Here is a 5,173-nt window from a genome sequence, read left to right as displayed (position 1 = left end):
GGTGTTGTTGATTAACGTATGAGACGAGTAAACCGCTACATTGCTACCATCTGCACGTTGCAGGAGTAATTCTTCAGCGAGAATAGGAATCCCTTCATTAATCCATGCATTGACGTTATTGATCACATGTTCTCTGTATGGTGGGGGAATAATGAGATCTTCTAATTTTTTCCCTAATGCTTGCTCTTTTGTATATCCATAAAGCTTTTCACTGGCCTGGTTCCAAAAAATAACCGAACGGTTTTTATCATAGCCTTGGACTGAAATTGAGGGTACTTTTTCGAAAATATGTCTGAATTTAGACTCACTCAGAAGCAGTTTTTGTTCGGCATTAATACGCTGCGAAATGTCTTTAATAAAGCAGAAGAACATTCCATCATCACCATCCCAAAAGCTGATGTTCACCTCAACATGAAATAAATGGCCCAATTTATGTTTGTGCTGAGAAGTATAATGAATCGCCTTTACTTGCTTGGCTGTAATGATATTTTGAGTTGAAAACTGGTGGTTTTTACTGGTTTCGATCTCTCCAATAGGTTTATTAAATAGCTCGTCGAGTGTATAACCGGTCATATTAGCGAAACTCTGATTCGACTCAATTATCTTGCCGTCTACCGATACAATAGCAAAGCCATCCTGCGCAGTACTGATAATATTCCGATAAGTACTTTCACTGCGGCGTAACTGTTCTTCAATGAGTTTTCTGTCGGCCATATCTCTACTTACGCCCACAATTCCCTTAATTTCCCCTGATGAATTAACAAAGGGCGTTTTATGGGTTTTAAAAATATGTGCGATACCATCGGGGGTCGTGACCCATTCTTCATTCATCCACGGCTGGTTTTTTTGTAATACAAAAAGATCGGCTTTGATAAAGTTGTCTGCCTGTTGACGGTCAAATAAGTCATAGTCTGTCTTATGCTTAATATCTTCGGGTTTGAGCTTTAAAGCTTCAGAGAATGCCTTGTTACAGCCTAAATAAACCCCATCGGCTGATTTGTAAAAAATGATATCGGGAATGCCATCAATAATGCTTTGTAACAGGTTTTTCTCGGTTTCGAGGAAGCTTTTGTGATTAAGTAACTCTTGAGATATTTGTTGTCTTTGTTGATGTTGTTTTAGCAATAGCCCTACTAACATGGTGCCACATGTATACACCGTTAATAATGTCGGACTAATGGTGATAATGATGTCGTATTTATCTGCCACTGGCATGAGTAATAAACAGAGTAAAACGCCAATTTCTACGACAAAGCCCATGGCCAGTAAGTTTTGCCAATTGGGCTGTTTGTTTGAAGACTTCATCCAGTATCGCCAGCCTAACCCAATGGCAGAGCTGATGAAAATAATTAAAGTACCAACGTATAAACCGGCGCCGCCTTGATAAATACGGAAACTAGCGGCGAGTATCGCAGCTATCAATGTTGGAATAAAACCAAAAAATAGCCCGCTTAAACTTAACAGTACCCAGCGAGTATCAAAAAAAATCCCCGGCCTTAGCTCCCAAGGATTGTTCATCACACAAATTGCGATCATTCCAATAAAAATACCACTCAAAATATTCCCATATTTCTTGTGAGCTATTTTTTGTAATTTTATGGCATCATAAATGACGACAAGAGCCAGTAACAATACGGTGTTGCTCATCAAACTGAAAAAACTATCCATTTCTTCCCCACATAAAAGGGCATTGCCTTCTTTTACTGTAGTTCAAATCTGATAATAATAAAAAATAAATCTATTTTTATCATTGTGTTAATAAGGTTTTTGCCATTGATGTCAAACTCCTGCAGTATTTGGAATCTGTGCAAACTGTTTTTATAAACAGCATGACAAAGTTTAGTCGTTAAACGGTGTTTCTGTGTGACTTAATCTTCATCAAGTGATGTGATGTGAAGTGCAATATATCCACTTCATTTTTATCCACTGTAACAGTGGCTAAAAGACACTAATTAATTGTAACGGCGCATGGTTGTACTTACTGAGGATGAACTGGAGTATGTTGAATGACTCTTCAATTTTTTGGTTTTTTGATGATCAAGTGCGTTACTTACTCGGCATTAATGAGTGTTGGTTGAAATTTGGCCTATGAGTTTTATAGCGGTTTACATATTTAAAATGTTAACCATCATTAATACAATAAGATAAAGAGATATTAGTGATGTTAATGGGTGATAATTTTTTTAAATATAAAAAATTGAAATTTATTGTTATATGCAGAGGTCCTTTACATTAATACCAACATACTTAATCGTTAAGTATGAAATATGGATGGATATTATTATGACGACTTCATTTTCTGTAAAGATGTTACTCACCTCAACTACCGTTGGCTTAACGCTATTATTTGGCATGCCAGCTCAAGCATCGAGTATTACAGTACCAGACTCAATGATAGTTGAAACCGTTAATGGTCAGAACGTCAGTATAAAAAATACGATTGGACTTAGCCATGGGCAACAATTGGTTGAAATTAATTATCGTGATTTATTCCAAGATAATGCAGATGATTCAGGCCATTGGGTTCGTTCAGAATCCTTGTACCTCACATTAGAGGTCGCTGAAAATCAACGTTATGAGCTTGCTACACCTGAAATTTATAGTGCAGAAGATGCCCGTGAATTTTTAGATAATCCACAAGTCACGTTGAGTGTTAATGGCCAGCAACAAAAAAATGTCGCATTATTGACTCAGTCGCAGTTATTAACTCAATTAGTGTTAAGGTAAGCTCATAGTATTTAGCAAGTCTAATAATATAAACGGCTTGCTAATGAGTTTTTTTAAGAGAAATATTTATTTAATATGGATTCTATAATACGGCTTCTATAACGCCAACTACATAATGATATATTGAGTAAATCTTAATTTAAGTAATGTTTTTATTTGTTAAATTGTATTTTTATTATAACTTTAGCTCAGTAATATTATTCAGTTGATATTGTTGATTTAATATTGTCGATTAATGTTATTTTGATTATTTTGTTAATGATATCCATAAGTTGATTTATAGTTTGTGTAGTGTTTTTAAAGATTTCTCAAAAATAGTAAATTTAGTTTAATTTTAAATGTGTATTTAGTTTCCTCCATCCCAATTTTTCAACACGTAAACAAGTCCTTATACTGTTTTATAGATCACTTGTCCCAATTTTTGGGGCTATCGAGGTGTAAGCTATCGCTGCCCAACGCTTATTGTTAAACAGTGTGTGATGTATGTAATCGCTACTGCCTGAATGATTTCTTATCAATGGGTATTGTCATAAGCAATTGATAAGTAATTGGTAAGTAATCTCTATTGATGATTTTGCGAAGGTGGAATTGATTTTTTGTGTTCATCCTAGGATGAACACAACTTACGGAAACAGTCCTTTAACAATATCGTGGGTAGACAAAGACATGGTTCTCGCAAGATGAACTCGCAGCGCGATAATCAATTCATTTATTGATCATTCTCTGTATTTTAGTAAATCATTTGCGTTAATATACTGTTGCATTCTAGAGCAGTTATTTGTAATAAAAATGACTAACATAAAGTAAAATAAAGGAATATTAATGCAGTTACTTTTTAGGAAAGCTATCACTCCGTTATTGGTTACCGCCAGTTTAACCGTTGCAGGTTGCAGTGGTGGGGGAAGCGAGTCAGCCAGTAATAATGTCACACCTCCGGTGACAGACAGCAGTAGCATCACTTGGACCAAGGGCCAATTTACTCCATACGCTGAGATCGCATTACAGTGCAAGGCCGATCAAACTGGATCTGAACTCACCGAAAAGCTTTGGCTTCGCTCATGGAGTAACGACACTTACCTTTGGTATGATGAAATTTTCGATCGCGATCCTGCTCCTTATACCGTAGCGCAATACTTTGATTTATTAATCACAGATGAACTGTCTGAAACCGGTAATGTAAAAGATAAGTTTCATTTCTCAATGCCGACTGATGAATGGGAGCAATTAAATCAATCTGGCGCATCATTCGGTTACGGATTTAACCTGTCACTTCGCAATGCATCTGCAGGGGTAACACGTCAGGTCACCATTACTTATAGCGAACCTAATTCACCAGCAGTGGCCGCGGGAATAAATCGCGGCGCTATTATTGTTGCTGTAGATGGCGTCAATGTGGCTAATGCTGACGATAGTGCAAGTATAGATACATTAAATGCAGGGTTGTTCCCAACTCAAAGTGGCAAACAAACGACATTTACCGTGCGAGATCTCAATGCCAGTGTTGATCGCAATGTCATATTGTCGGCCACCACCATTATCTCTACCCCGGTACAAAATACCCAAGTGATCCAAACAGCAAGCGGCAAGATTGGATACTTACAATTTAACTCTCATATAGCGACTGCTGAGCGAGGGTTGTTTGATGCTATCACCACGTTAAGCGAAGCGGATGTAGAAGATTTAGTCCTAGATTTACGCTACAACGGTGGCGGTTTACTCGCCTTAGCGAGTCAGTTGGGTTACATGATAGCAGGAGATACCGCGACCAATAATCGCATATTTGAACGCACCAGTTTTAATGATAAATATCGAACTATCGATCCCGTAACTAGAGCAATACTCGAACCAACGCCGTTTATTCCGGAAACAATAGGCTTTAATACTGGGTTGCTACGTGCAGGGATTACACTGCCTTCACTAAACCTTAAGCGGCTTTATGTATTAACAACAGCAGATACTTGCTCGGCCAGTGAAGCATTGATGAATAGTCTGCGTGGTATTGATATTGAAGTGATTCAAATTGGTGGTACAACGTGCGGAAAGCCTTATGGATTTTACCCAACACCAAACTGCGGCACCACTTACTTTAGCATTCAATTTAAAGGCGTGAACGATAAAGGTTTTGGTGATTATTCAGATGGTTTTGTGCCCACTTCAAGTCCAACACTCGACAGTGAAATTGAAGGTTGTGCGCTAAGCGATGATTTAAACCATGCGCTTGGTGATACCAATGAGCGACTCTTAAGCGCCGCATTGTATTACCGTGATAATAACCAGTGTCCAGCGCTGACGTCATCAGCGGCTAAAGTGTCAGCGGCCCCAACAATGATGGATAAAGGCTTTATGTTGAAAGATGACCGTAACTCAACATTGCTTAAAAATAATCGGATAATGTCGACAGGAGCCATGTAATGTCCCGTTTATCTTCTGGTTTACTTATCGCTGT

The 5,173-nt window shown here is 37.9% G+C and carries 3 protein-coding genes; 2 read left to right on the top strand and 1 reads right to left on the bottom strand.

The annotated features are described in order from the left end of the window. On the bottom strand, positions 1-1,668 hold a 1,668-nt coding region (locus CXF78_RS09465; protein WP_145991404.1), incomplete at its 3' end, for a PAS domain S-box protein. Between the two features lie 615 nt (positions 1,669-2,283). Here CXF78_RS09465 and CXF78_RS09460 point away from each other — a divergent pair. Together CXF78_RS09460 and CXF78_RS09455 are read left to right on the top strand one after the other, a co-directional pair. Further along, positions 2,284-2,727: a DUF2057 family protein gene (locus CXF78_RS09460; protein ID WP_165870191.1), complete on the top strand. Its 444-nt coding sequence runs from the start codon at positions 2,284-2,286 to the stop codon at positions 2,725-2,727. 822 nt (positions 2,728-3,549) lie between these two features. Continuing rightward, positions 3,550-5,139, top strand: coding sequence for a S41 family peptidase (locus CXF78_RS09455; RefSeq protein ID WP_102036629.1), 1,590 nt, complete (start codon positions 3,550-3,552; stop codon positions 5,137-5,139). Positions 5,140-5,173 lie beyond the last annotated feature (34 nt).

The organism is Shewanella sp. 11B5 (genome assembly GCF_002836795.1).
In the GTDB taxonomy this organism is placed as follows: Bacteria; Pseudomonadota; Gammaproteobacteria; order Enterobacterales; family Shewanellaceae; genus Shewanella; species Shewanella frigidimarina.
This window is presented reverse-complemented; position numbering and strand designations above follow the sequence as displayed.

What these genes read in the sequence shown, in the direction of transcription:
- CXF78_RS09455 (WP_102036629.1), top strand. Translation starts at nt 3,550, where the DNA reads ATGCAGTTACTTTTTAGGAAAGCTATCACTCCGTTATTGGTTACCGCC.
- CXF78_RS09460 (WP_165870191.1), top strand. Translation starts at nt 2,284, where the DNA reads ATGACGACTTCATTTTCTGTAAAGATGTTACTCACCTCAACTACCGTT.